Source organism: Xanthomonas maliensis, from assembly GCF_009192945.1.
Classification (GTDB): Bacteria; Pseudomonadota; Gammaproteobacteria; order Xanthomonadales; family Xanthomonadaceae; genus Xanthomonas; species Xanthomonas maliensis.
Genome location: NZ_NSET01000006.1, coordinates 30,490 through 55,088 on the forward strand (window position 1 = coordinate 30,490; position 24,599 = coordinate 55,088).

Annotated in this window: 21 protein-coding genes and 1 pseudogene; 6 read left to right on the top strand and 16 right to left on the bottom strand. The window is 67.2% G+C overall.

The window, feature by feature from the left end:
- Positions 1-213: 213 nt before the first annotated feature.
- The 8 genes from CKY51_RS01910 to CKY51_RS01945 all read right to left on the bottom strand — a co-directional run bounded on the left by CKY51_RS01910 (position 214) and on the right by CKY51_RS01945 (position 10,830).
- On the bottom strand, positions 214-471 hold the full coding sequence (locus tag CKY51_RS01910; RefSeq protein ID WP_022973053.1) for a KGG domain-containing protein: 258 nt from the start codon (positions 469-471) through the stop codon (positions 214-216).
- Between the two features lie 739 nt (positions 472-1,210).
- The gene (gene cobA, locus CKY51_RS01915; RefSeq protein WP_022973054.1) at positions 1,211-1,987 is read right to left on the bottom strand and encodes a uroporphyrinogen-III C-methyltransferase; all 777 of its coding nucleotides are present in this window, start codon (positions 1,985-1,987) and stop codon (positions 1,211-1,213) included.
- 35 nt (positions 1,988-2,022) lie between these two features.
- The gene (locus CKY51_RS01920) at positions 2,023-4,824 is read right to left on the bottom strand and encodes a nitrate reductase (RefSeq protein ID WP_022973055.1); all 2,802 of its coding nucleotides are present in this window, start codon (positions 4,822-4,824) and stop codon (positions 2,023-2,025) included.
- Entirely contained in the window at positions 4,821-5,186 is a 366-nt protein-coding gene (gene nirD, locus CKY51_RS01925) for a nitrite reductase small subunit NirD (protein ID WP_031340140.1), read from the bottom strand. The genes CKY51_RS01920 and nirD overlap by 4 nt, the downstream gene beginning before the upstream one ends.
- Positions 5,183-7,636, bottom strand: a complete 2,454-nt coding sequence (gene nirB / locus CKY51_RS01930) for a nitrite reductase large subunit NirB (RefSeq protein ID WP_152248798.1) — start codon at positions 7,634-7,636, stop codon at positions 5,183-5,185. The genes nirD and nirB overlap by 4 nt, the downstream gene beginning before the upstream one ends.
- A gap of 23 nt (positions 7,637-7,659) precedes the next feature.
- Positions 7,660-8,829, bottom strand: a complete 1,170-nt coding sequence (locus tag CKY51_RS01935; RefSeq protein WP_031340146.1) for an MFS transporter — start codon at positions 8,827-8,829, stop codon at positions 7,660-7,662.
- Positions 8,830-9,197: 368 nt separating this feature from the next.
- Positions 9,198-10,253 (bottom strand): CmpA/NrtA family ABC transporter substrate-binding protein, encoded by a 1,056-nt coding sequence (locus tag CKY51_RS01940; protein WP_022973059.1) that lies wholly within the window; start codon positions 10,251-10,253, stop codon positions 9,198-9,200.
- Between the two features lie 4 nt (positions 10,254-10,257).
- Positions 10,258-10,830, bottom strand: coding sequence for an ANTAR domain-containing response regulator (locus CKY51_RS01945; protein WP_022973060.1), 573 nt, complete (start codon positions 10,828-10,830; stop codon positions 10,258-10,260).
- 79 nt (positions 10,831-10,909) lie between these two features.
- On the opposite strand from CKY51_RS01945, the gene CKY51_RS01950 reads away from it, so the two are divergent.
- The 3 genes from CKY51_RS01950 (at position 10,910) to CKY51_RS01960 (ending at position 14,584) form a co-directional block, all read left to right on the top strand.
- The gene (locus tag CKY51_RS01950) at positions 10,910-11,887 is read left to right on the top strand and encodes an NAD(P)-dependent oxidoreductase (protein ID WP_022973061.1); all 978 of its coding nucleotides are present in this window, start codon (positions 10,910-10,912) and stop codon (positions 11,885-11,887) included.
- A 344-nt stretch (positions 11,888-12,231) separates the two neighbouring features.
- Positions 12,232-13,665 (top strand): flavin-containing monooxygenase, encoded by a 1,434-nt coding sequence (locus CKY51_RS01955; RefSeq protein WP_022973062.1) that lies wholly within the window; start codon positions 12,232-12,234, stop codon positions 13,663-13,665.
- Complete coding sequence (locus tag CKY51_RS01960) at positions 13,658-14,584, top strand: SDR family NAD(P)-dependent oxidoreductase (protein WP_022973063.1); 927 nt, start codon at positions 13,658-13,660, stop codon at positions 14,582-14,584. Before CKY51_RS01955 ends, CKY51_RS01960 begins: the two co-directional genes overlap by 8 nt.
- A 114-nt stretch (positions 14,585-14,698) precedes the next feature.
- Here CKY51_RS01960 and CKY51_RS01965 read toward each other — a convergent pair whose 3' ends face one another.
- From CKY51_RS01965 to CKY51_RS01980, 4 genes are all read right to left on the bottom strand, one after another.
- A complete protein-coding gene (locus CKY51_RS01965; protein WP_022973064.1) occupies positions 14,699-15,781 on the bottom strand; it encodes an AraC family transcriptional regulator in 1,083 nt (360 codons plus the stop codon).
- Between the two features lie 230 nt (positions 15,782-16,011).
- Positions 16,012-16,374: a hypothetical protein gene (locus CKY51_RS01970; protein ID WP_022973065.1), complete on the bottom strand. Its 363-nt coding sequence runs from the start codon at positions 16,372-16,374 to the stop codon at positions 16,012-16,014.
- On the bottom strand, positions 16,358-16,939 hold the full coding sequence (locus tag CKY51_RS01975) for a molybdenum cofactor guanylyltransferase (RefSeq protein ID WP_022973066.1): 582 nt from the start codon (positions 16,937-16,939) through the stop codon (positions 16,358-16,360). The genes CKY51_RS01970 and CKY51_RS01975 overlap by 17 nt, the downstream gene beginning before the upstream one ends.
- A gap of 43 nt (positions 16,940-16,982) precedes the next feature.
- Positions 16,983-18,233 carry a molybdopterin molybdotransferase MoeA gene (locus tag CKY51_RS01980; RefSeq protein ID WP_022973067.1) on the bottom strand — a complete coding sequence of 417 codons (1,251 nt, stop codon included), beginning with the start codon at positions 18,231-18,233 and terminating at the stop codon, positions 16,983-16,985.
- 165 nt (positions 18,234-18,398) lie between these two features.
- Here CKY51_RS01980 and CKY51_RS01985 point away from each other — a divergent pair, with 165 nt between their 5' ends.
- Complete coding sequence (locus CKY51_RS01985) at positions 18,399-18,695, top strand: PQ-loop domain-containing transporter (protein WP_022973068.1); 297 nt, start codon at positions 18,399-18,401, stop codon at positions 18,693-18,695.
- Positions 18,696-19,027: 332 nt separating this feature from the next.
- Here the strand turns inward: CKY51_RS01985 and xth are convergent.
- Positions 19,028-19,823: pseudogene (gene xth / locus CKY51_RS01990) on the bottom strand (exodeoxyribonuclease III); the annotation flags it as partial.
- A 251-nt stretch (positions 19,824-20,074) separates the two neighbouring features.
- Here xth and CKY51_RS01995 point away from each other — a divergent pair.
- Complete coding sequence (locus CKY51_RS01995) at positions 20,075-20,827, top strand: OBAP family protein (protein WP_152248834.1); 753 nt, start codon at positions 20,075-20,077, stop codon at positions 20,825-20,827.
- 120 nt (positions 20,828-20,947) lie between these two features.
- Here the strand turns inward: CKY51_RS01995 and CKY51_RS02000 are convergent, their stop codons facing one another.
- Both CKY51_RS02000 and CKY51_RS02005 read right to left on the bottom strand, forming a co-directional pair.
- On the bottom strand, positions 20,948-21,532 hold the full coding sequence (locus CKY51_RS02000; RefSeq protein ID WP_031340152.1) for a DUF4142 domain-containing protein: 585 nt from the start codon (positions 21,530-21,532) through the stop codon (positions 20,948-20,950).
- 234 nt (positions 21,533-21,766) lie between these two features.
- Positions 21,767-21,979, bottom strand: a complete 213-nt coding sequence (locus CKY51_RS02005) for a hypothetical protein (protein WP_031340153.1) — start codon at positions 21,977-21,979, stop codon at positions 21,767-21,769.
- A 242-nt stretch (positions 21,980-22,221) separates the two neighbouring features.
- On the opposite strand from CKY51_RS02005, the gene moeB reads away from it, so the two are divergent.
- Positions 22,222-23,373 carry a molybdopterin-synthase adenylyltransferase MoeB gene (gene moeB, locus CKY51_RS02010; RefSeq protein ID WP_081641417.1) on the top strand — a complete coding sequence of 384 codons (1,152 nt, stop codon included), beginning with the start codon at positions 22,222-22,224 and terminating at the stop codon, positions 23,371-23,373.
- On the opposite strand, the gene CKY51_RS02015 is transcribed toward moeB, so the two are convergent.
- Complete coding sequence (locus CKY51_RS02015) at positions 23,374-24,594, bottom strand: molybdopterin molybdotransferase MoeA (protein WP_022973075.1); 1,221 nt, start codon at positions 24,592-24,594, stop codon at positions 23,374-23,376.
- Positions 24,595-24,599 lie beyond the last annotated feature (5 nt).

A 24,599-nucleotide genomic window follows, 5' to 3' on the forward strand; every position in this document is an offset into this window, starting at 1 on the left:
GATTTTGCACGTTACGGACGAGGGCCTTGTGTGGCAGTGGATTGCAGCCTGGCAATGCCATGCGATATCGATTGCGATGCCTGCGAAATGCGCATCACTGCAATCGTTTGTTTTTTCATGACGCCGTGCATTGCACACCGGCGCTCCATCGCGTGCCCCGACCTCGCCAGGAACAACGCGACGGCCCGCGGTGGGGGCCGTCGCTTTTCACACTTAGGCTGATTCTTCCTGCGGCTTTGCCTGCTTGGACCGGCCACCCTTGCTGCCGATCCGCGACATATGATCGCGATCGCGGCTCACTGCCTGACCGCCCTTGCGGCCAGCCTCGCGTGCCTCGTCGCTGGTGAATTCATGGGCGTTGCCACTGGCGTGTGCCGCCTTGCCACCGCTACTGGCCAGGGCCCGGCGCTTATCCGGATCCAATGCGGCAAAGCCGCGCCGGCTGCGATTGGTGCTTGGTACGTCCTCCACTGTGCCTCCTCTCGATGCGTCGATACAACGTCATGGGTCAGACGTACTCCGCAACTATCGTGCCAACCGTAAAACCAGCCGATTCGGCCGCTCCAGCACGCATGCAGGCAAAAACGGCTGCGCTTGCTGTGCAAATCTTGCACTCGAGCTGGCCACCCATAAGACGACGCAGGTAGCGCTATCACACATGCGAATACCATCGCCTGTGATCCGTGGCACATCCCCGTATCAGCGCTCCGGGTGCCGCTGCTGCACTCGCTCGGCAACTGCCACGAGCCATGCGGTTGTACGCTGCTTGAGGAAGCCGTTGTCGCAACAGACCCTCACGCCCAAGCAGGCGAGCATGACCGGTCGACCCGTCGCGCGATCAACGCAGTGACCGGCATGCGTGTCCAGGAGCCATCGAATGCATTGCGGTAAGCGCCGCAGCGGGATGCGGTCGCCGGCGACGTCACGCTCTGATCAACGCCATGCATCGGTGACCGCCGCGCGAAGGATGCTGCAATGCCGCATCGCGGCTGCGATCTTCCGGCGAATGCGGAACTCGTGTGATGCGGAAGAGCTTGGCCTACTGTCTGCAACGCCCAATCGCTACGCTCTGCCCCCGACGTGCAAGCGGTAGCGATCGCCGCCATCACCTGCCCAGGCATGATGCTCGATCGCCGTGCTAGCCGAGCTTGCCGGCCCATCCCGATGCACAGATGTTCAGACCGCCCCCGGCAAGCCACCACCAGCAGTCTTAGCCCATTGCCTGATTGGCCAATGCCAGCAGCCCGTCGTCACATGCGTCCGCCGCCTCGGTCAGCGCACCGCCAACCAGCAGCAACGTGGGCAGCTCAGCGGCCAAGCCAGCTGCCGTCTCGGCCAGAGCACCGAGCGTGGTGAGCCGACGCTGCTGCTCCGGGCGCGAGGCCGCCTGCACGATTGCAGCCGCGGTGTCGGCCGGCAGATGCGCCAGCAAGGCATCGGCAACGGCAGCGGCCCGTCGTAGCCCCATGTAAATGCCCAGCGTGGTGCCGCTGGCCGCCAGCGCCGCCCAATTCGGTTGGCCATGGTCGTGCGTATGCGCAGTGACGAAGCTGATGCCGTGACAGTGCGCGCGGTGGGTGAGCGACACCTGTAGCGCCGCGGCAGCGGCAAAGGCGGCACTGACGCCATTGATCACCTGCACGCCAATGCCCGCCTGGCGCAGGAAGGCGATCTCCTCGCCAGCGCGGCCGAACAACAAGGCGTCGCCGCCCTTGACCCGGACTACGCGCACGCCTTGCAGTGCGTAGCGCCGCATCAATCGGCAAATGAAGTCCTGCGGCGTGGAGCGGCAGCCGCCGCGCTTGCCGACACGGATCACGCGTGCCTGCGGTGCCAGTTCGACGATGGCCGGGTTGGCCAGGTCATCCAGCAGCAGTACCTGCGCGGCAGCGAGCGCCTTGACCGCCTTGAGCGTGAGCAGGTCCAGGTCGCCAGGACCGGCGGAGAGCAACACGACCTCGGCACGATGGGAAGAAGTGGTGAGCATGGGGCATGCCTCGCGGAAAGTGGGGTGGCGTGGACTCAGGCAGAGCGGGCTTGCCGGCACAGCCGGGTGAGTTGCGGGATGCAGGAGCCGCAGACGCTGCCGCAGCCCAGCCGCTGTTTCAGTGCATCCAGATCGGCACCGTCGGCGAGCGCACGCTGGATCGCTGCCGTGGAGACCTGCATGCAGCTGCAAACGATCGGATCCCTGGCCGCGGCCTGCAGTGGCGCAAACACCGCCAAGCGCGGACCGGGCCAGGGCGCGCCCGTCAGCGCGGTGGCCAACAGCGTCTGGTTGGCCACGCTGGGCTGTGGTGCCGCCAGCACCACGCCATCGATGTAGCTGTGACCGCCCTCCCCGCGCCAGGCCACGCGCCGTAGCAGGCCGCGCCGCAGGTCGCGGTACTCGAGTACGTCGCTGCCGGTGGGGAATCGCAGCGCGGCCAGCAGGCGTGCCATCCACTCCGCATCGGGCGCCTGGCCGGCAGCCGCGTGCACTACCGCCCAAGCACCGCCGCCCGTGCCAGGCGGCTCGGCCTGCAGCCGCAAGCTGGCATAAGCGCAGTCGCGCAGCAGCGGTTGCAACGCCTGTTGCAAGGCCAAGGCATCGCCGCGGCGAGCCGCCAGCAGATGCCAGCCGAACGCGGTCTTCTCCACCCGCACCGCGGCGTGTTTGAGCTCGGGTTGCTGCGAGCGCGCATCCACCGCCGGCGTGCTCACCTCGTTGATGCCGCCGCTGGCCAGATGCTGGCCGCTCCAGTGCATGGCCGCAAACACGGTGCCGGAACGCAGCTCGTCGGACAGCTCCAGCGGCAGCACCAGAGCGCCGCGCTTGCTGGCCACCTGCACCAGTTCTCCGGCAACCAGGCCACGTCGGGCGGCATCGTCCGGATGCATGCGCACGGACGGCTCCGGGCTATGCGCGAACGCGGCCGGCACCCGTCCGCTGCGCGACATGCCATGCCACTGGTCGCGCAGGCGCCCGCTCAACAGGCGTAGCGGGAAACGTGCCGAGGTCGGCTCGGCGACCTTGCGGTAGGGCGTGGCATGGAAACGTGCGCGTCCATCGGCGGTGGCGAATACACCGTCGCTGTAACGGCGTGCACTGCCTTCCGCGGCACCGGCAGGAAACGGCCACTGCTGCGGTCCACGTGCATCCAGCAGTGCATGATCCAGCCCCGCCATGTCCAGATCGCGGCCCACGGTCAGCGCGCAGTGTTCGGCAAACACCTGTGCAGTGGTGTCGAAGCCGAACAGTCGCGCACCCTGCGCCGGTGCCAGCCGCGCCTCCAGCCGGCGGGCGACCTCGCGTGCGATCCACCAGTCCGCCTGCGCCTGCCCAGGCGCCTCCACAGCCTTGCGCACGCGGGTGATGCGGCGCTCGGAGTTGGTCACCGTGCCATCCTTCTCGCCCCAGCTGGCCGCCGGCAACAGGACGTCGGCATACGGCACGGTGTCGGTGCCATGAAAGGCCTCTTGCACGATGACCAATTCCGCCTGTTCCAGCGCAGCGCGGATCCCCTCCAGTTCCGGCATCGAGTGCACGGGATTGGTGCAGGCGATCCACACCGCCTTGATCGATCCGGCACGCAGGCGCTCGAACAACTGCACTGCCGGTGCACCGGCGTCGGCCGACAGCCGTCCTGCCGGCAGGCCCCACAGCCGTTCCAGTTCGGCGCGATCGGCGTCGTTGCCGATCTCCCGATGTGCCGCCAGCATGCTCGCCATGCCGCCGACCTCGCGTCCGCCCATCGCGTTGGGTTGACCGGTCAGCGAGAACGGGCCGGCGCCAGGCTTGCCGATCTGCCCGCACGCCAGATGCAGGTTGATCAGCGCCAGGTTCTTGTCGGTGCCATGGGCGGACTGGTTCAGGCCCATGCAATACAGCGATAGCGCGGCCGGACTGCGACCAAACCACTCGGCCGCCTGCACCAGATCCTCGTAGGCGATGCCGCAGATCTCCGCACTCATGCGTGGGGTGTAGTCGCGCAGCAAGCGCTTGAGCGCATCGAAGCCGTCGGTATGCGCGGCGACGAAGGCCGTATCCAGCAGTCCCTCCCAGATCAGGTGGTGCAGCATGCCGTTGAACAAGGCGACATCGGTCCCGGGTTCGATCGCCAGGTGCAGGTCGGCCAGCGCCGCGGTATCGGTGCGGCGGGGGTCGACCACGATCCAGCGAATGTCCGGATTGCGCGCACGCGCGTCCTCCAGCCGCCGGAACAGCACCGGGTGCGCATAGGCCATGTTGCTGCCGGCAAACAGTACGGTGCGCGCCAGCTCCAGGTCGGCGTAGCAGGTCGGCGGGCCATCGGCCCCCAGCGCCAGCTTGTAGGCGGTGACCGCGCTGGACATGCACAGGCGCGAATTGGTGTCGATGTTGTTGGTGCCCAGCAAGCCCTTGGCCAATTTGTTGAAGACGTAGTAGTCCTCGGTCAGCAGCTGTCCAGACAGATAGAACGCCACCGCATCCGGACCGTGGGCGTCGACGATGGCGGCCAGGCGCGTGGCGACATGATCCAGTGCCTGCTCCCAATCGACCGCTGCCCGCGGCGCCTGACGCGTGCGCCGCAGCTCCGGCACCAGCACTCGGCCGGTGCTGCTGGCAACGGTCTGCGGCAACGCCCTGCCCTTGCTGCACAGGCGCCCGAGATTGGCTGGATGGGTCGGATCGCCATCGATCCCGACGATGCGCGCGCTGCCGTCGTCGCCATGCTCGCTATGGATCAACACGCCGCAGCCGACTCCGCAGTAGCAGCAGGTCGAGCGGGTGACGCGCTGCGTCGGCATGGCCGCTGCGGTGGCGGCGTGCTCGACTGCGGCTGGCTGCAGGCCCTCGCTCATGCCATCGGCTCGGCGATCGGATCGGCCTGCGGCACTGGCTGCAGCACGATCCACACCACGCCGGCGTCGACCTTGACCGGATAGCGCGGCGCACAGCCCACATCCGGCGCGCAGGCCTGGCCGCTGTGCAAGGCGATCGCCCAGCCATGCAGCGGACAGGTCACGCTTTCGCCAGCGACAATGCCCTGCGACAACGGCCCCCCCTTGTGCGGGCAACGATCGCGCAGCGCGAAGACGGCATCGTCGGCGGTACGAAACAGCGCGATCGGCGGCAGTCCATCGACGGCGAGCACGCGCGCCCCCAGGACAGGCAGTTCATCCAACGCGCAGACGCGCGTCCAGCGGACATCGGCCATGCTCAGTCCTCCACCGTCGCTGCCGGCTCGGCGATGCGCAGCGGTTGATACTCCTGCCGGCGCGCGCCGGCGATCCGTGCTGCCCACGGGTCCTGCAAGCCCTCCAGCGCATACAGCAGGCGCTCGTAGAGTGCGCGCCGATTGGCGCCATCCTCGACCACCTGCGCACGGATGTAGTCCATGCCCACCCGCGCGATGTAATGCACGGTGCGATCCAGGTAATACGCCTGTTCGCGGTAGAGCTGCAGGAAGGCGCCGGTGTACTCGCGCACCTCCTCGGCGGTCGCCACCTTGACCAGGAAGCGCGCGACCTCGGTCTTGATGCCGCCATTGCCGCCGATGTGGAGTTCCCAACCGGAATCGACCGCGATGATGCCCACGTCCTTGATGCCGGACTCGGCGCAGTTGCGCGGGCAGCCGGACACCGCCAGCTTGACCTTGTGCGGGCTCCACATATTGGCCAGCATGGTTTCCAGGTCGATCCCCATCTGCGTGCTGTTCTGGGTACCGAACCGACAGAACTCGCTGCCAACGCAGGTCTTCACCGTGCGGATCGACTTGCCGTAGGCGTGCCCGGACGGCATGCCCAGGTCACGCCAGACGTCGACCAGATCCTCTTTCTTGACCCCGAGCAGATCGATGCGCTGGCCACCGGTGACCTTGACCATCGGCACAGCGTACTTGTCGGCGACATCGGCGATGCGGCGCAACTCACCGGCATTGGTGACGCCCCCCTTCATCTGCGGGATCACCGAGAAGGTGCCGTCCTTCTGGATATTGGCGTGCGCCCGTTCGTTGATGAAGCGCGATTGCGGGTCGTCGATGGCCTCGTGCGGCCAGGTCGACAGCATGTAGTAATTGATCGCCGGCCGGCAGGTGGCGCAGCCATTGGGCGTACGCCATTCCATGAAGGCATAGGCCTGCGCGTGGTTCAGCAGCTTGTGCTCGCGGATCGCACGGCGCACTTCGCCATGGCTCAGGTCGGTGCACCCGCATACCGCCTTGGTCTTGGGCGTTTCCTGGAAGTTGGAGCCCAGGCAGTTCATCAGGATCTGCTCCACCAAGCCGGTGCACGAACCGCAGGAACTGGCCGCCTTGGTTTGCTTTTTCACTTCGTCGACGGTGAACAGGCCTTGCTCGCTGATCGCCTTGACGATCGTGCCCTTGCACACACCATTGCAGCCGCACACTTCGTCGCTGTCGGACATCGCGCTGGCGCGATCCTGACCGGCGGTACCGGCATCGCCAAGCGCGCTCTCGCCGAAGATCAGCTGGTCGCGCTGGTCCTGGATCGGCATGCCGTCCTTGAGCAGCTTGAAGTACCAGCCGCCGTCGCTGGTGTCGCCGTACAGGCAGGCCCCGACCAGCACGTCGTCGCGGATCACCAACTTTTTATAGATGCCGCCGGCCGGGTCGGACAACACGATTTCCTCGCAACCATCGCCGCCCATGAACTCGCCGGCCGAGAACAGGTCGATGCCGGTGACCTTGAGCTTGGTCGACGCCACCGAACCCCGATAGATGCCGATCCCGAACTGCGCTAGATGATTCGCGCAGACCTTGGCCTGTTCGAACAGCGGTGCCACCAGTCCATAGGCGATACCGCGGTGGTTGGCGCACTCGCCCACTGCATAGACGCGCGGATCGAAACTTTGCAGGCTGTCGTTGACGACGATGCCGCGCGAACAATGGATGCCGGCCTCTTCGGCCAACCGGGTGTTCGGACGAATGCCGGCCGCCATCACCACCAGGTCGGCCGGGATCTCGCTGCCATCGGCAAAGCGCACCCCGACCACCTCGCCCTGCGCATTGCCCAGCAGCGCACTGGTACTGGTATTGAGGCGGAACTCCAGCCCGCGTGCGCGTAGCGCCTGTTGCAACAGACCGCCGGCCACCGGATCGAGCTGGCGCTCCAGCAGCCAGCCGGCCAGGTGCACCACCGTCACCTCCATCCCGCGCAGCTTCAGGCCGTTGGCTGCTTCCAGTCCCAGCAGACCGCCACCGATCACCACCGCATGCCGCTTGCTGCGCGCGGTGTCGATCATGGTGCGGGTGTCCTGGATATCGCGATAGCCGATCACGCCGGTGAGCGTGTTGCCAGGGATCGGCAGCACGAACGGCAGTGAACCGGTCGCGATCAACAGCCGGTCGTACTCGGCCTCGGTGCCGTCGGCGGCGATCACCCGGCGGCGGACGCGATCGATGCGCGTGACCTCCGTGTTCAGATGCAGCTCGATGCCGTTGTCGCGATACCACTGCAACGGGTTCAGCACGATGTCGTCGAAGGCCTGTTCGCCGGCCAACACCGGCGACAGCAGGATGCGGTTGTAGTTGGGATGCGGCTCGGCTCCGAACACGGTGATGCGGTACAGGCCGGGCATCAGCTTGAGCAGTTCTTCCACCGTGCGGATGCCGGCCATGCCATTGCCGATGACGACGAGTCTGGGTTGCTTCATTGCCTGGAGTCCTGTCGACATGGTCAAAGGCGTGCCGCGCCGGCGGTGGTCCATTGGCTGCGCCATTGCGCTTTGACGCCGGCCAGCAAGGCCCAGCCGCCCAGCGCGCAGCCGGCGAACAGCCACATGCCCAGCGCGTAGCTGCCGGTGTGCTGTTTGAGCACGCCCAATCCCGCCGCCAGCGCAAAGCCGCCGATACCGCCGGCCATGCCGATCAAGCCGGTCATCACGCCGATGTCCTGACCGAAGCGTTGCGGCACCAACTGGAATACCGCACCGTTACCGGCGCCCAAGCACAGCAGCGTCAGCACGAACAGCGCGAGCGTCACCGCGGCACCGCCCACGCCGATGCCGGCGGTGGCGACCAGCCCGGCCACCAGCAGATAGACCGTCAGCAAGGCACGGGTGCCACCGACGCGATCGGCGATGCCTCCGCCCAGGGGCCGCATCACCGAACCGGCCAGCACGCAGGCCGCCGTCGCCCAGCCGGCGGTGCGCGCGTCGAAACCGAACTGATCGTGGAAATAGCCGGGCAGCGCGCTGGCAAAGCCGGAGAAGCCACCGAAGGTCACCGCGTAGAAGAACATGAAGCGCCAGGCATCGCGGTTGCCGACCAGCACGCGCAGGTAGTCGCTCCAGCGTTTGCGCATGACGACGCCTGGTGCCTCGCGCGCGGCCAGCACGAACACCAGCAGCGTCAGCAGCAGCGGGACGCAGGCCAGGCCGAACACGTTGCGATAGCCGAACGCGGCTGCCAGTAGCGGCGCGAACAGCGCTGCCAGCACCGTCCCGGAGTTGCCGGCGCCGGCGATGCCCATCGCCGTGCCCTGATGCTCGGGCGGATACCAGCGCGAGGCCAAGGGCAGCGCCACCGCGAACGAGGCGCCGGCAATGCCCAGCAAGATGCCCAGCAACAGCACCTGGCCGAAGCTGTGCACGCCCAATTGCCAGGCGCCGAACAAGGAGGCGATCACCGCCAATTGCGCCAGCACACCGGCTCGCTTGCCGCCGATGCGATCGGCCAGCATGCCCAGCACCAGCCGCAGCAGCGCGCCGCACAGGATCGGCACCGCCACCATCAAGGCCCGCTGCTGGGTATCCAGCCGCAGCGCTTCGGCGATCGGCACCTGCAAGGGACCCAGCAGGTACCAGACCATGAAACTCAGGTCGAAGTAGAGGAAGGATGCGAACAAGGTGGGCGTGTGCCCGGATCGCCAGAACGAACGCTGCATGCGTACCTCTCCGAATGCGATGGCCAAAAAAAAGGCGCCCCTCCGGAAGAATCCGGAAGGACGCCGTTGTCCTGGATGCGCACGACTCGCCATTGAGCCGCTGCATCGTCTAGCGGTGCGTGGGCACGCCGTTGCACCCACCGGGAGTCTTAAGCAATCGGCATGCCAACTTTCGGCCCGCCAAGCGAACGCACGAAAAATGGCGGGAAATCAGCGCTTTCCCGTGATGTGGCGACTGCATTGGCGGCGCGCCCCGCCGCCGTACACCCCAGTCGCATGCCCGGCTTTCGTGCAGCGACGCACCAAAGCCGTGCGTTGGCTCGGCGTACTCAGGCCTGTGCCGGCGCCGCGCGTCGATCGCTGGTCGGCGCAGCGACCTCAGCGCGGGCAGCGGCGCGGCGATAGGCATCCAGTTGATGGATCTGCATCAGTCGCTCCGCGGCGGGCGGCTGCGTCAACCAGCCCCAACGTTGGAACTGGCCGAGAAACCATTCGCCATCCGACAACCAAGGCAGATTGACCGCCCCATCACGATGGAAGGCCAGCGCCGCGGCGTCGTCCGGCAATGCCGCGCCGGTGGCATCCAGGCAACGCACCAATGCTTCCGCCGGCACGCCGATGTGCTGCGGCTCGGCCAGCCACTGCGCGCATCGCACGCGATGGGCAACGTCGGCATCCAGCCACTGGCAGGCCGCCAGCACGCAGGCGGTCAGCCGCTCGGCCAGCTCCGGCTGCAAGGCGGCGAACTCGCGACGGCAGGCCAGCACTTTTTCCGGATGGCCGGGCCATAGCTCGCCACTGCGAATGACACGGCGACCGACTGCACGTGCCTGCGCCACCGCGGCCCAGGGCTCGCCCGAGCAATAGCCGTCGATCAGCCCGCTGGCCAGGGCGTCGGGCATCTGCGGCGGCGGAATGCTCAGTACATCGACCTCGCGCATCGGGTCGAGGCCATTGGCCGCCAACCAGTAGTACAGCCAGAGCGCATGCGTGCCGGTCGGGAAGGTCTGCGCGACCGCGGCACGTCGGCCGAGCGCCTGTACCGCTTGCGGCAACGACTGGCCGGCGTCCAGCGCCTGCGCCAGGCCGGGGGCGAGCGTGATCGCCTGGCCATTGTGGTTGAGCGTCATCAACCAGGCCATCGAGCATTGCGGCCCGGCGATGCCCAGGTCGATGGCATAGACCAGGCTGGCGAGCAGATGCGCGGCATCGACCTCACCGGCCAGCAGGCGGTCGCGCACACCGGCCCAGGCGGACTGCCGATGCAGTTGCAGCCGCAGCCCGTGCACCATGTCCAGGCCCAGCCGCTGCGCGGCCACCAACGGCGCGCAATCGATCAGCGGCATGTAGGCCACGCGCAACAACGGAAGATCGGTCGGACTCATGTGCTCATCCCAACAGGTCGGCCATGGCGAGGATGCGGCGCGCCACTTCGGCCAGCTTGACGCCCTGCTTCATCGCCTGCTGCCGCAGTACGGCGTATGCATCGGCCTCGCTGAGGCTGCGTTTTTCCATCAGCACGCCCTTGGCGCGGTCGATCTGCTTGCGGTCCTGCAAGGCTTGCTGCACCTCGTCCAAGCGCTTGCGCATGCTGCTTTCCTGCGCAAAGCGCGCCAGCGCCACCTGCACGATCGGCGCCAGCCGCGCCGGCGCCAGCCCATCGACCACGTAGGCGGTGACGCCGGCACCGACCGCTGCATGGATCAGCGCATCGTCGCCATCGCCGGAGAACATCACCACCGGCCGCGGCGCATGCGTGTGCAGCATCGACAGCTGCTCCAGGGTGTCGCGCGAGGGCGAATCGACATCGATCACCACCACGTCCGGCTGTTGCTGCTGCACTGCGTGCAGCAAGGCCCCGACCGAGGCAACGTCGTCCAGCACCGTATAGCCCGCCTGCACGAGCGCCTGGCGCAGTTCGCCGATCGGCTTTTCGGTATCGTTGACCAGCAGGACACGCATGGCGGTAGCGGGCATGGACGTGACCGGATGTTGCCATGCACCATGCCACTGGTGCGAGTCGCCGTCCTGGAGAGAATCGATGCCGCTGTTCCCCCTGTTCGCCAACCTGCAGGACCGCGCGGTCCTGGTGATCGGCGGTGGCGAGGTCGCCACCCGCAAGGTGCTCGCCTTGCTGAAGGCCGGCGCGCAGGTGCGCGTGCATGCGCACGCGCTGGCGCCGGAGCTGGAGGGTTTGCGCATGCAGGGTCGGTTGACCACGCTCGACGGCCGGTTCGATCCGTCCTGGATCGACGGCGTGTGGCTGGTGGTGGCCGCCACCGACGACGGCGCGCTCAATCGTGAGGTTGCAGCCGCGGCCGGCGCACGCCAGCGCCTGGTCAATGTGGTCGATGACGCCGAACTGTCCACCTATCAGGTGCCGGCCATCGTCGACCGCGATCCGCTGGTGATCGCGATTTCCTCGGCCGGCGCGGCGCCGATGCTGGCGCGCCGGCTGCGCGAACGGCTGGAGCGCGAGCTGCATGCCTCGGTCGGTGCGCTGGCGGCCCTGTTCGCCCAGCACCGCGAACGGATTCGCGAGCAGTTGCCGGACATGAACCGGCGTCGGCGCTGGTTCGATCAGGTGATCGACGGCCAGGTGCCGCGCTTGCTGCAGGCCGGCGACACCGCCGCCGCCGAGGCCGCCTTCGCCGCCGCATTGGACGCGGTGGACAACGTGCCTGCGCGCGGTAGCGTGCAATGGGTGGGTGCCGGGCCGGGCGATCCGGGCCTGCTCACGCTCGATGCGCTGCGCGCCTTGAACCTCGCCGACGTGTTGCTGCTGGCCGCCGACGTGCCGGCGATGGTCGTGGAACTGGCGCGCCGCGATGCCCATCGGCAAGCGTGGCCGCAGACAGAACGCGAGCAGCAGACCGTGGTGTTGGACCTGGTCGGCGCCGGGCTGCATGTGGTGGTCCTGCAACTGGGCAGCGGCGATGCGATCCCGCCGACGCTGGAAGCCGCCTTGCACGCGCAGGGCGTCGTGTCCGTGCGCGTTCCGGGATTGCCGCGGCAGTAAGTCCTGGTATCGCTCGGCGCGTCGCTCGGCGCGATGCGGCAGCGTAGCGACTCACCGCTCGCTCCACGTTCGGCGGGCTGGCAGCCGTGTGTCCGGCATGCCGATCGTGGCGAGATTCTGCGTACGGCTTCGATGCACTGCGGCACTGCGCAGCAGCGGCCAATGGCGACCGACGGCCGCAGATGCGCGCGCGCCATGCCTTGCCTCCGTGCATGCAGTGGCCCATGCAGCGCCTATCCGCGCATGACCGATTTCGCCCCCTGCCCGACCGAAAACGTCCCCAACACAGCGAACCGATCCGCCTACAGTCGAGCGCGTCATTCGGATCGGACATCGCCACGCCCATGCATACCCTCTCGCCGTCCCAGGCGTCTCCGCTGGATCGCTCCGATGCGGTCTGCATCATCGGCGCCGGCCCGGGCGGGCTCAGCGCGGCACGTGCACTCAAGGCCCAGGGACTGGACTACGACCAGTTCGAACGCCACTGCGATCTGGGTGGGCTATGGGACGTCAGCAATCCTGGCTCGCCAATCTACGACTCCACCCATTTCATCTCGTCGCGCGATCTGTCGGCGTTTATCGGCCATCCGATGCCGCGCCACTATCCCGACTACCCGTCGCATCGGCAGATCCTGGACTACCTGCGCAGCTTCGCCGAGACCTTCGGTCTGCGCGAGAAGATCCAGTTCCACACCGCCGTGCTGCGCATCGACAAACAGGTGGACGGGCGCTGGCAGGTGGCGTTGGCCGACGGCTCGCAGCGCATCTATGCAGCGGTGATCTGCGCCTCGGGCGTCAACTGGGATCCCAGCATGCCGCAACTGCAAGGCCACTTCGATGGCGACATACGCCACTCGGTCAGCTTCCGCCACGGCGACGAGTTCCGCGGCAAGCGTGTGCTCGTGCTGGGTGCGGGCAACTCCGGCGCGGACATCGCCTGCGAGGCGGCCAGCCACGCGCAGCGCGCCTTCCTCAGCGTGCGCCGCGGCTATCACTTCATCCCCAAGCACCTGATGGGAATCCCGGTCGACCAGATCGCCGAAACCGGCCCGCACCTCCCCTTGTGGCTGGCGCGCCCGATCTTCTCGGCGTTGCTGCGCCTGGTCAACGGCGATCTGACCAAGCTGGGGTTGCCCAAGCCCGACCACCGCCTGTTCGAGAGTCACCCGCTGCTCAACGCCCAGCTGTTGCACCATCTCCAGCACGGCAACATCGCCGTCAAGCCCGACATCGAGCGACTGGACGGCAGCCACGTCGTCTTCAAGGACGGCAGCCGCGAGCAGGTCGACCTGCTGCTCTGCGCCACCGGTTACCGCTGGAGCTGCCCGTATGCCAGCGACTATTTCGTCTGGAATGGCGGGCGCCCGCAGATGTACCTGTCGATGTTCAACCGCACGCATCGCAACCTGTTCGGGATCGGCTATCTGGAAACCAATTCCAGCGCGTACAAGCTGTTCGACACCCAGGCCCATATGATCGCGTCCTACCTGACCGCACAACGCCGCGATCCGGACAGCGCACGCCGGTTCGATGGATTGATCGCAGACGATACGCCGGACCTGTCCGGCGGCATTCGCTTCGTGGCGTCGCAGCGCCACGCGGTCTACATCGAGGCGCATGCATTCAAGCGTTATCTGCAACGGCTGCGTCGGCGCATGGGCTGGGGCGCACTGGACGAACACATGTACGACGGGCTCAAGCTCGACACCGGTCGCGATCGGCGCATGGGCACTGCCGCCACCGCACAGCTGGCCGACAGCGAGGTCGCCCATGGCTAAACCGCAGGATCTGCGCGGCTGGAATGCGGTGATCACCGGCGGTGCCGGCGGACTGGGACGTGCGATCGCTGCGCGTCTGATCCAGCGCGGCGTGCGTTGCCTGCTGGTGGATATCGATGCGGATGCGCTGGCGCGCGCCGTGCAGGCGCTCGGGCCATTGGCGTGCGCGCAGGTGGCCGACCTGACCGACCCGACCGCCCGCGACCGGCTCGCCGAGCGGCTCGACACGGACTGGGGGCAGTTGCAGCTGTTGGTCAACAATGCCGGCATCGTCGGCACCACGCCGTTCGAACAGCGGACACCGGAGTCGATTCGCGGCGAACTGGAGTTGAACCTGCTGGCGCCCTTGTTGCTGACACACCAGTTGCTGCCGATGCTGCAGCGCAGTGGCGACGGGCGCGTGGTGAACATCGTCTCGCTGGGCGGCATGTTCCCGTTGCCGGAGTCGACGGTCTACTCGGCCAGCAAGTTCGGGCTGCGCGGTGCCATGCTCTGCCTGGGACTGGACGGTGCACGCCTGGGCATCCGCGTCTCCATCGTCAATCCGTCGGCCACCGATACCCCGATGCTGATGCGCGAGGCCCTCCACGGCGGCAACAAATTGCAATTCATGGATCCCCCACAGCAACCGGACGAAGTCGCACTGCAGGTACTGCGGTGCCTGGACGCACCGTGCCTGGAGCGCTTCGTGCGCCCCAGTGAATCGTGGACGGTGCGGCTGGCCATGTTGCTGCCCAACCTGCTGACACGCGCCCTGCCGCTGTTCGCACGCAGCGCCGAGCGCGGGCATCGCACCTATCTTGCGTCGCTGGAGCAACGCGGCCTGATTCGCCGATGCCAGGACGGTTGGGAACCGGTGCCGCCCACTCCGCACCAAGACCTACCCACTGCGGTGCAGGTGGCTGCGCGACGCGCTTGAGTAACGCTACGCCCATGGCGGCTTGGGCCATCCCGTGTTGCTGGCGGATGCCAATGCCCCCGCAGCGCGGGCCGGCACATAGCCTGTCCTGACTGCTCGCCCCCGTTGGTCGGCTCAGCGCGGCCCGCGCGCCTGTCCGGGCGAACGGCCGGACCACCGTTGGAAGGCACGCCGAAACGCCCGTGCATCGGCGTATCCCACCGCTTGTGCCACCTCGGCGACGGTCATCTGCGAATTGCGCAGCAGATCCTGTGCGCGCTCATAGCGAGCCGCATCGCGCAGCGCACGGTAGCCGACCTGCTGCGCGCCGAGCCGACGCCGCAGGGTGCGCTCGCTGCAATTGGCCTGGCGAGCGAGCTCGGTCTGCCGCGGCGCGTGCTCGGCATCGCTGTGCAACCGCAGTGCGATCGATTCGACCAACTCATTGCGCGACGGCGGCCGCTGAATCAAGGTTTCCAATTGTTGCCGCAACAGCACGCAGGTGGTGCGGTCGTAGCCCGGCAGCCGCACGGCCAACCACTTGGCATCGAGCGTCATCCGGTTCCGGCCAGCTGCAAAACGCACCGGGCAGCGGAAAAAACGGGTATAGGCCTCCGCCGGCGCCGACGGTGCGAAGGCCAGTTCCAGCGCACGTGGCCGGATATCCGGCCCCACCATGCAGCGACTGACGTTGAGTGCGCCGGCAAAGGCTTCCTCGATGAGATAGGGCTCGATCTCCAGATCGCACACATGCGGCACCAGTTCGATGGACGCTTCGCGCCCCTGTTGGGCGAAGAGATGCTGCATCATCGCCCCCGCTTCGTGCTGATGGCTCAGCCCATAACCGATCGCTTCGCCGAAGGTTTCGCAGGTGAGCATGGCCAGCCCGGTCAGCCCCCAGGACACCGGCCGTTGCCGCATGCCGGCCGCCAGGCCCATCGCCGGCTCGTCCAACAGACGGCGGGCGCGAAGGATCACCGCACGCACCTGCCGGTAGGACAGCAGCAGATCGCGGTCGTGCAGGTCGCGATCCGTGAATCCCAGCCCCTTGCACAGGCGCTCCGGCGCGTGCCCACGATCTTCGACCAGGCCGAGCAGCGAGCGCACGGCGTTGGGAACGATATTGGCGATGCGGCGGCCATCGGCCGACGCCTTATCGGCCTGGCCGCCGACCGCGGCTGGTCGCCTGTGCGTTGCCGAACCCAGGGCGTGCGGCATGCTCAACCACCTTCCCGCGCGTGGCGACAGCCGACGCAGCGGCACGGCACGACGCTGCCGGCACCATCGATGCGCGGCCTCTGCCTGGCGGATGGAAAGGCCGGCTGGTGCCGAACGTCGTGCATGCGTTGCGTCCTCGCGGCAATGCGGGCTCGACCGCTCGGCCACAGCTTAGCGCAACCAGGTCCGCGCGAGCCTGCTCAAGCGACGCACTGCCATCTGCCAGGCACTCAGTCGCGCGGAAAGCGTTTGCGTGCGCTATCGCGCACATCGACGTCGAAGGTGACCTGCAAGGCCATCGCCTCGGCATGCCCGGCGCCCGCATCGAAACGGAACTGAAGACCGTCGCGGCGCGGCAACTGCCGTGCGTGCTCCTCCAGCGCATCGCGCGGGATCGCCAACTGCCAATGATCGGTCGCACAGTTGCAGGCCGCATGGCCACCGGTCAGGCTCACGCTGTGACGGACCAGCCGTGCGCCCTGCCCGCTCGGCAAACGACTGAGGTTGTCGACGCTGTGGCCGGCCAGCAGGCTGGCCAGCTCCTCCTCATCGATGCGAAACCGCACGTGCTGGCCTTCAATCTGGATTTTCATGGATCAGCCGGCTCCATTGCTCAGGCGTATTGCAATTGACGAACGCGGCGCGTTCGTTCGGGGTGACAGCCACGCGATGGCAGTGCAAGCCGGCCTGCAACGCATGCAGCGAGCGTGCGGAGCCTTCGCCTTCCAGCAAGCCCGCCAGCCGGGTGCGCAAGCGCGCATCGACCCGCAGGCGCATCGGCAACCGTTGATCGTCGAAGATCGCGCACGCTGCCTCCACGGGTGCGTCCAGCAAACGCGCCAGCAACGGCACCGGCAACAGCGGCATATCCACCGGCACCACCAGCAGCACGGTCGTATCGGCCAGCGTTTTCACCACACTGGCCAGCCCGCCCAGCGGCCCCAGGCCCGGCTGCGCATCGGCAATGCCGCCCGCGTCCGGGTAACGGCCGCTGACCAGGACCTCGTGCGCACCGGCAGTGCGCAGCAATGCCTGCATATGGGCAAGCAAGGGCTGTCCATGCCACGGCAGCAGTGCCTTGTCGCGCCCCATGCGCGAGGACTGGCCGCCGGCCAGCACCAGTCCGGTCCAGCCGTGCACGCCCGGTGCGACGCTCATTCGGCGTCTCCGCCGTTGAGCGGAATCGCTGTCGCCACCACGCTCACCGCGGAGACTCCGGCGTTGGCGGCTGCAGATGCCCCAGGCCATACACCTCCACGCGCGTCTGCGCCGGTGCATCGGCCACCTGCGGTGACACTACCGCCCATACATTGGCCTGCAACAAGGGCATCAGCCGGAACGATTCCTGTTGCGGCAGGATCGTCGCTGCCAATACGCCCGACTCGCTGCAGTGCAACTGCGCGCGCAGATGTTGCCGCCACAGCGGCCGTGCCTGCAGCGGCGTGTCCAGCGCCACCGACACGCCACGCTCGGGCGGCAGACCCAGCCAGCCGCGCAGCGCCGGCTCGACGAAGAAGCGCAAACCGGCCGCGCTGGCCATCGGGTTGCCTGGCAAGCCGGCGTACAGCGTTCCATCGGGCAACCGCGCCAGCAGCACCGGTTTGCCAGGACGCACAGCGACCTTGTGAAACAACAGCTGTGCGCCGTGGCGCGCCAAGGCCCCGGGAATGAAGTCATAGCGTCCGCGCGATACCGCGCCGGTACTGAGCACGAGATCGACACCGAGTTGCCGCGCCTGCGCCAGCGCCGTGTCGAACTCGGCATCGGTATCGCCGACCCGCGCGTGCCAGAGCAGCTCGGCACCGGCATGGCGCAGCTGGCTGCGCAGATAGGCGCTGGTGCCATCGTGAATCTGACCGGGCTGCAACGCTTGGGTCGGATCGTCGACCAGCTCGCGGCCGGTGGCGATCACCGCGACCCGCGGCCGCCGCACGACGCACACCTGCGCGCACCCCAGGCTGGCCAGCAAGAGTTGATGGGCGCTGCGGATCACGGTCCCGGCAGCGATGACGGTGTCGCCCACCGCAACATCCTCGCCGCGGCGCCGGATATGCCGACCGACAGCCACATCGCTGCGGACGCGGATACGCGGCAGCGCCGAGGCCTGCTGCGGTAGCCGTTCCACGTCCTCCAACGCCACCACCGTATCGGCGCCGGCCGGCAGCACGGCGCCCGTCATGATTTCCCAGGCGGTGCAGCCGACAGTGATGACATCCTGGCCAGCTGCGAGCACCCCGCCGATCGCATGCTCGCTACCGCTCAGCACGCCCTGCCCTGCAGTGGCGAGTGCAAACCCATCCATCGCGCTATTGTCGAAGGCGGGCAATGCCGACGCGCTGGACAGCGCGACGGCCACTACGCGACCTTCGGCGTCGGCGCTACTCACCCATTCGCTCGCCAACGGGCGGACTTGCTGCAGCACGCACGCCAGTGCCTCGGCATAGCTGATCATGGGCAGGAGAACCGCCGGGAGCGATAGATGACTTGGCTAGGATACCGGCGCATGGTCGGCCTAGTACAGGCAGCCGCGCCCGGTCCATGCGCTTGACGCTGCTCGCACATGCCGGCGACGCCGAACCCGGCAACGTGCAGTTGTCCCGTCACCCTGTCTACGCCTATGTCCCTGGTTGATCTCGTTGGCTGGCTCGCCAGTGCCGTCCTTATCGCCACCTTGATCCGGCAGATCTACAAGCAATGGCGCGCCGAGCAAGCGCAGGGCGTGTCACGCTGGCTGTTCGTCGGCCAGATCACCGCCTCGCTGCTGTTCATCCTGTACAGCGCGCTGGTCGACAATCCTGTCTTCATCGTCACGAACGTGCTGATCCTGGTGACTGCCATCACCGGCCACGTCCTGCATCGGATCAAATGCCGGCGCCTGCAGCAAGCCGATCCCCAGCCGACGACGCTGTCCTGAGTCGGATGGCGTGCAGCTTGTCCAGCACAGTGCGATGACGCCAGTGCCTCTCCGCCATCGTCGATGCACAGGCGACTCGTTGCTGGGTTGAAGTTCTTACCGCAGGCGTTGCTCTCCAGCAGCATCGAGTGGCTTTGATGCATGCCCCTGAAACCGCCGCGCTCGCTCGCCAAAACCGCGCAACCACCAGGCGCGACGGCCGGCGTTGGCCTCGCCTCAGCCTGCCTCGGAACGGCGTGTCCGCGCCCGCCCACGCGTTGGCTCTGGGTCGGGGGGCTGCGTGCGCGGCCGACCGCGGCGCGTGGTTGCAGCCTTCGCGCCAACCTGTTTGCGTGCGGCCGGCACGCGTACCCGCGCCCAGGTCGGCGCATGGTCGCTGGGCGATTCAAGTGCACGCACCCAGCGGTCCACGCCGGCATCATGCAACCCCGCGGCCAGCGCAGGATTGAGCAGAAGATGATCGATGCGCAGTCCACGGTCGCGTGCGAAGTGCTGGCGGAAGAAGTCCCAGTAGGTGTACGGCGCCCCCTCGGCGTGCACGCTGCCCAGGCTCTCGGTCCACCCTTGCGCCAGCAACTCGGCAAACGCCTGGCGGCTTTCCGGCTGCAGCAGGGCGTCCTTTCGCCAGCCCTTGGGATCGTAGATATCCGCATCGGTCGGCACCACGTTGAAATCGCCAATCAACGCCACCGGATGCGGCAACGCGACCAGGCTGCGTGCATGCTGCTGCAGCCGCCGCATCCACGCCAGCTTGTAATCGAACTTGGGACCTGGCTGTGGATTGCCGTTGGGCAGGTATAGACAGCCCACCACGATTCCATGGATGGCTGCCTCCAGGTAGCGACTTTGTGTGTCGTCCGGATCGCCGGGCAAGCCGCGCCGAATTTCCACCGGCTCGGCATCGCGTGCAAGCAACGCAACGCCATTCCAGGCGCGTTGCCCCTGCCAGATCACGCCGTAGCCGGCGTCCCGGATCGCCTGCGCTGGAAACACTTCTTGGGTGGCCTTCAGCTCCTGCAAGCCAACGATGTCTGGCTGCGCATGCTGCAACCACTCCAGCAAATGCGGCAGGCGACGGGCGATCCCGTTGACGTTGAACGTCGCGATGGTGCGCGTGGTCGTTGCCATCGTTTGCCGCCCGAAGTGAACCTGTAGCATGCGGACACCTGAATCAAGGCGACGTCACGCACGCAAGGCATCGGCTTGATCGCAACGCAGCGCCGGTAGCGCTCTTGACCCTCTGCTGCCCTCGTTGCAGAGCACACCAGCACGCTGCATCGCCCATGTGAAACAGGCCGCAGCTGTGCACCTGTTGCTCACCGAGCACCGACCGCCAAGCCACCACGCTGGTGGACAGACCCAACACTGGCGGAGCCCCTATGCGCTGTACCGTTCTGGCGATCGTCCTGTCTGGCACGGCATGCACGCGCACGCCCCCTGCGACCACGCCACCGGGCGCGGAGAAGCGCGCCAGCACCGTCATGCTGGAGACTGGCGCCAAGGTCCTGCAGTCGAATGGGCCAGTCGGCAAACTCGACATTTATCTGGTGGGCTTCCACCCGATGAAGGAGCAGCCGGACATGCAGATGGAAGCGCATCATTACTGTCATCAAGTCAACGAAGATCTCGCACAATGCGTGCTCTACGACGGCAACTCCGACCGAGCCAATCTCACCGGCATCGAGTACATCATTTCCGAGCGGGTGTTCGCTCAGCTGCCGATGGAGGAGCGTGACTACTGGCATCCGCACAATGGCGAGATCCTGTCCGGCCAATTGTCCGCACCGAATCTTCCGCTGGTCGCGGAAACGGCCTTGATGCGCAGCAAACTCAACAGCTATGGCAAAACCTGGCATACCTGGCACTCGCGTCACGGCAACACGTCCGGTGATCGTCTGCCACTGGGCATGCCGATGCTGGCCTGGTCGTTCAACCGGGATGGCGAGATCCAGCAGCCGCTGATCACGCGGCGGGACGCGGCCATGTCCGTCAGCACAGCCGAACGGCGCAGCAGCCGTCAGGACCTCGCACCCTTGGCGAAGCCCCAACACGGCGTCGATGCCTTACGAGAGGCCTTTCCCACCGCCACGCAAATTGCTGGCGTGGAAGACATCAGCACAGATGGGCCATAGCACGATCGCGGGCAGCGGATGCCGGCGATCGCTGCCTTGCCTTCGTCGGCTGCCAAATCGTGGCGCGTGGCGGCCGATGCGCCGTGCGTGATGGCCCTGGCGCGGCACTATGCGCTGCGGTCAGCGCGCCCCGCTCCGCCCAGCTGCTTGCTGCAAAGCCTCAGCCGCGGCGAGATGGTCGGCCACGTGGTGGCGGGTCGTCGTCAGGTGCTGAGCGACCTGCGGCGTCTTTGCTGCCGGGATCAACTTCTGATCCAGTGTCTGCAACGCCTCCCCGTGATCCTTGACCATCGCCTTGACATAAGCCATCTCGCGCTGCGTTCCCTGGGCCTGCTGCAGAGCTTGCAGTTCGGCCTTGCCCTTGGCCATCTGCGCCCTCGCGTCTGCCGCCGAGGTATCGGGCGACCAGCGCGCTACCGCCTGATTGTTCGCGGTGTGCTCCTTGACCATGCGTGCAGCGTAGTCGCGCACCGCACTGCTGGGCTGCGACTGCAACATCAGATTGGCGGCGTTGATCTCACTGGTATTGATGGCGCTCAACACCCCCAACGCGGCACGCTCTTCTTTGCTGGTCGCGTTCGTTGCGCCGTCGACTCCGGCTTTGGCGACGTCGCTGGTCGATTGCTGGCCGGCGGCGGCCGTAGCGGCTGCCATGCCTCCCATGCAAAGCGTCGATGCGATCATTAGATGACGGAAGCGGATCATGGCCAGTCCTCGTGCGGATGGTGGTGACCAAATGCTGAGGCGCCCGGCGTCATCCAGCCGTCGCGTCGATGTTCACGTGCAGCGAAAGCCGCCACGGCCGCAGCCCGCTACGCTCACATCGACTGAATGCAAGTCCTGTTGAGCCAGAAACCTATGCAGAATCAGCCGCTGCCGCATTCATGGGATCGTTGTTGACCACTGGCAGGCTGCAACCCCCGTAGTACCGCCGCTTTCTCAGGCACCCGGATCGGCTGGACCGAGTTGATGCGCGGCCAGCAGATCGTCGATCCTGCGCGCCACGTGCACGGCCTCGTCCTGCGAGGCGCGCGCGGTGATGGCATCGGTGCGTGCATGGAAGACGTCCCAAAAGTCGTCCGGGTGCTGCCGACGCAGTTCCGGCAGGTCGGCAGCGAGCTGATTCAATTCGGCGTCGAGTTCAGGGTTCATGGCGTTCTCCTTCTTCGTCTGCACGGTAGTTCGTCAGCGGTGAGCCCGATGCATAGGCCATCCCTGGCCCACGCCCGTCGCACGGCATGATCGCCATCGTTGGACTCGGCTCTGGACGGCACTGCGGGTGATGGGGGCAGCGCTGGGCGAATGCCCGACCGCGCGTGCGCCCCTGCAGACCGCAGCTGATCGTGGCACGCACCAACGACGGCACACCGACGGTTTTGCGCGACAATACGTCCATGAGCAGCAACGACCTCACGCCCGACCAGGCCCACGCACGCGCACTGCGTGGTGCCCTGTTGATCGACATCCGTCATCTGCATGAACGCGTGAGCGGCCAGGCCGAAGGCGCACGCGCGGTGGCGCAGGCCGACCTGGAAGCGATGCCGGCCCTGCACCTGCCTGATCCTTCGCAGGAGATCCTGCTGATCTGCCAGAGCGGCGCGCGTTCGGCGCGCACCGCCGCGCAGTTGCGTACGCGGGGCTATTCGCAGGTCTATTCCGTGCAGGGTGGCACCACTGCCTGGGAACGGGCGGCGCTGCCATTGGTCCGCCCCCAGCTGCCAGCCGACGAGCAGGATTTCTTTGAGCGCTACGCGCGGCATCTGCGCTTGCCGCAGGTCGGCATCGAGGGACAACGCCGCCTGGAACAGGCGCGCGTGCTGCTGGTCGGCGCCGGCGGCCTGGGCTCGCCGGCGGCGTTCTACCTGGCCGCCGCAGGCGTCGGCCATCTGCGCCTGGCCGACGACGACGTGGTCGACCGCAGCAACCTGCAGCGACAGATCCTGCATACCGAAGACAGCATCGGCCACGCCAAGGTCCAGTCGGCCAGTCAGCGGTTGGGTGCGCTCAATCCCCGCGTTCAAGTCGAGTCCGTGCAGGCGCGCGTGACTGCCGCCAACGTGCAGGCGCTGCTGCAGGACGTCGATGTGGTGGTCGACGGCGCCGATAATTTCGCTGCGCGCTACCTGCTCAACGACGCCTGCGTGCAACTGGGCAAGCCGCTGGTGTATGGCGCCGTGCAGCAGTTCGAAGGTCAGTTGAGCGTGTTCGACGCCGGCCGCCGACGTGGCCAGGCGCCGTGCTATCGCTGCCTGTTTCCCGAGCCGCCACCGCCGGAGTTCGCGCCCAACTGCGCCGACGCCGGCGTCCTGGGCGTGCTGCCGGGAGTGATCGGGCTGTTGCAGGCGACCGAAGCAGTCAAGCTGCTGCTGGACATCGGCGACAGCCTGGCCGGCCGGCTGCTCAGCTTCGATGCGCTGGCGATGCGATTCCGCGACATTCGCCTACCGGTGGACCCGCAGTGCCCCAGCTGCGCTCCCGGTGCCAACGGCGCCGCGTTGGTGGACATGGCCGAGGTCTGCCGCATCGCCGATCCGACCACGCGCTGATCACAGCGCGTAAGGAATGACGCGCACCACCTCGCCGGCCTGGTAGCGACGGGCCGGCTCGGGCAACACGATCAAGGCGCTGCTGTCGGCGGCACCACGCAGCAGATGCGAGGCATCGCCGGCATGCGGCAGCGCCAGCAGGCGTCCGTCCTCGCCACTCAGCAAGCGGCCGCGCAGAAATTCCAACCGCTCGTGGCGCTTGTCCCAGGGAGTCGCCAACGCGGCATGCCAGACCGGTCGCGGCTCGCTGCGGCCCTGCATCGCATCGAGCAAGGGCACGCCATAGGCAATCAACGTCGCCAGCACCGAGACCGGGTTGCCGGGCAACCCCAGTACCACGCAGCGACCGATCTGCCCCAGCACTGCCGGCATGCCCGGACGCATGCGCACTCGCCAGAAATGGATCCGCCCCAATTGCTCGATCAGGCGCGGCAGATGGTCCTTTTCTCCGGCCGAGACGCCACCGCAGGTGATCACCACATCGAAACCGGCGGCCACATCCTGCAGCATGCCGGCGATGCGCTGCGGATCGTCCGGCAGCGTCGGCCACGCGGTCGGTGCGTAGCCCAGCGCACGCAACTGCGCCATCAGCATGTCGCGGTTGCTGTTGTAGATCTGACCCGGTCCCAATGGCATGCCCGGCTCGATCAGTTCGTCACCGGTCGCCAGCACCGCGATGGTGGGCCGCGGCGCCACCGTCAGGCGTGAGATACCCAATGCCGCCGCCAGGCCGATCCGTGCCGGGGTCAGCACCTGACCGGCCTGGATCACCAACTCGCCGGCACGCACATCGCCGCCGGCGGCGCGCACTGCTGCGCCGCGCGATGGCGTGGTACGGATGCGGACATGCGTGCCATCCAGGTCGGCCTCTTCCTTGGGCACCACGGTGTCCGCACCGTCAGGCAACGGTGCACCGGTGGTGACGCGCAGGCATTGGCCGGGGTGCACGGTACCGTCCCAGCGCTGGCCGGCGAACTGCTCGCCGATCAGCTCCAGCCGTGCGTGGAGCTGCTGGACGTCGGCATGGCGCACGGCAAAACCGTCCATGGCGCTGTTGGCGAACGGGGGCAGCGCCATCGGTGCCAGCAGATCGGCCGCATTGATGCGGCCATCGGCGCGCGCGGTGGCGATGGTTTCGTCCGGCAGGCGCGCGCTGGCCGCGACCGCATGCAGAATTTCCAGCGCATGCGCGTAGGGAATACGGGAGGGATAGTCGCTCATGCCGC